Below are 2,198 nucleotides of genomic sequence, written 5' to 3' on the forward strand. Positions count from 1 at the left end.
TTCAGGCAGGGCCTTGATCTTGCCGATCTCCCCCCTTGAGGGGGAGATGTCCGGCAGGACAGAGGGGGGTAAGCCACACGCAAAACCGTAGCGTCCTGTACGGTGGGAACCGGTTTTCGGGTTTTGGCCTTGCTGGCGGGGAAGGCGTTTGCGGGATGTGCGGGGCTGGCGTGGTGGTCAGCCTCACACCAGCAGGGCTTCCTAGTTGTTGGCGATAACCATTCTTTTGCGAAAAGATTCCCCATGCATCCTGCGCCCTTGCCTGTTGCCGAAGCCTGCCTTTCCCTGCCGGATTTTCTCGCCCGTCTGGCTGATCTGATCGAGGCGCAGGACGCCCAAGGGGCGCTTGCCCTGTTGACGGGGGAGCCTGAGCTTGCCCGCCAGCATCCGGTGGCGGCAAACAGTCTTGGCTATCTTCTGCTGCAAGCCGAGCGTCCTGGCGAGGCCGAGCCGTGGTTTCGCGCCGCGCTGGCGCTGAAGCCGGATTATGCCGCAGCCTTTGCCGGGCTTGGCATGGCGATGATCGGCACGGGAGCGACCACCGCTGCCCTGCCAATGTTTGAAAAGGCGGTGACGCTGAACCCCGAAGACGCAAGTTCATGGTATCATCGCGGCGCCCTGCTTGCCGATCGTGGGCAGGCGGCGCTGGCCGAGATGAGCCTTGAGCAGGCGCTGCGGCTAAATCCCGATTACCATCTCGCCTTGCTCAAGAAGGGGCATCTTTACGAAGCGGCGGGCCGGTTCAACGAAGCGGTGCAGCTTTCGGCGCGCGCCTTGCAGTTGGCGCCGGATGATGCCGCCTGCTGGACGCTGTTTGGCGACATCATGCAAAAACTGGGTCGTCTCGATCAGGCCATCGAGGCCTATGACCAGGGCCTTTCGCTTTCCGCAGGCGATTTCTATTGTCTTTGCAACAAGGCGCAGGCACTGGAAAAGCAGGGGCATGGGCCGCAAGCGCTGGCGCTTGCCCGGCAAGCGCTTGCAAAGCGGCCGGACAATATCGATGCGCTGTTGCTGACCGGCAATCTGGAGCGCGACCATGGCGACAGGCAGGCGGCGCGGGCCTGTTTCCTCAAGGCGGCTTCGCAGGGGCCGGCGCGGCATTATCGGGCGATTTCCGGGGAAGCAAGCGTGAAGGCGCTGATGCTGTTTGCGCCCTTTGCCGGAAACACGCCCTATGAAGATCTGGTGGAAGGCGCCAATTTCGATGCCGACCTGCTGATTGCCCTGCCGGAAGCCCGTTACGACACCGCCGGGATTGGCGAGGATGCCGATGTCGTCGTCAACCTCGTGTCCGATCTCGATCTCTCCAGCGATGTGCTGGCGTCGGTGGAGGTTCTGGCGGAAAGCTTCGGCAGGCCGATCATCAATCATCCGGCCAGGATATTCGGAACGGACCGCGCTTCCATCGCCCGGCGCTTGCAGGATGTTTCCCATGCCGTGATGCCGATGACACGGCGCATCGAGGCGGCAGAGCTGAAAGAGGCCGCAGAAAGCCTTGCGCTGCCGGTGATCCTGCGCCATGCCGGAACCCATGGCGGCGACCGGATGGAGCTGCTGGATACAGCCGATGCCGTAAAGGCATTTGCCGAAGAAGCCGCCGATGCCAGCCTCTACCTGACCGATTATGTGGATTACGCCTCCGCCGATGGCTTTTTCCGGAAATATCGCTGGGTGTTCGTCGGAGAGGAGATCCTGCCCTATCACCTTGCTATCGGTGATGGCTGGAAGGTGCATCATGCCGCTACGCGCATGAAGGACGAGGCGTGGATGCGCGACGAGGAGCTGGATTTCCTGAACAATCCGGGCCGCTATTTCAGCGCCGACGCCATGGCGGCGCTGGATGAGATCCGCCGCCGCATCGGGCTCGATTATTTCGGCATCGATTGCGGGTTGGATAGGCAGGGCCGCGTCGTGGTGTTCGAGGTGAACGCCTCCATGCTGGTGCATGAGCGCAATTTCGGTTTCGAATATAAAAACCCGCATGTGCGCCGCATCAAGCAGGCTTTCGAAGGGCTTCTGCGCCGCAAGGCGGGCATGGAGGTCTGAGGCCGGTACCGGCTGGAGCGGTTCTCCTTCTCGTGGAAAAAAGAACCGCTCCAATTACAGCGCCGTGCGTTTTATCAAACGCACAAAGGACGCTGTAACACTTTAAATCTGCTGCATAATTTTCACCTTAAATCGATTCCGATTTAAGG

1 protein-coding gene is annotated in these 2,198 nt (G+C 61.0%); it reads left to right on the top strand.

Annotated elements, in window-relative coordinates; genetic code table 11:
• Positions 1 to 243: 243 nt before the first annotated feature.
• A complete protein-coding gene (locus T424_RS0118645) occupies positions 244 to 2,049 on the top strand; it encodes a tetratricopeptide repeat protein (protein ID WP_027489058.1) in 1,806 nt (601 codons plus the stop codon).
• Positions 2,050 to 2,198 lie beyond the last annotated feature (149 nt).

Source organism: Allorhizobium undicola ORS 992 = ATCC 700741 (assembly GCF_000621665.1).
Lineage (GTDB): Bacteria > Pseudomonadota > Alphaproteobacteria > Rhizobiales > Rhizobiaceae > Allorhizobium > Allorhizobium undicola.

Bases quoted from the DNA above. Each gene is read 5' to 3' on its own strand.
- T424_RS0118645 (WP_027489058.1), top strand. From the start codon at position 244: ATGCATCCTGCGCCCTTGCCTGTTGCCGAAGCCTGCCTTTCCCTGCCG.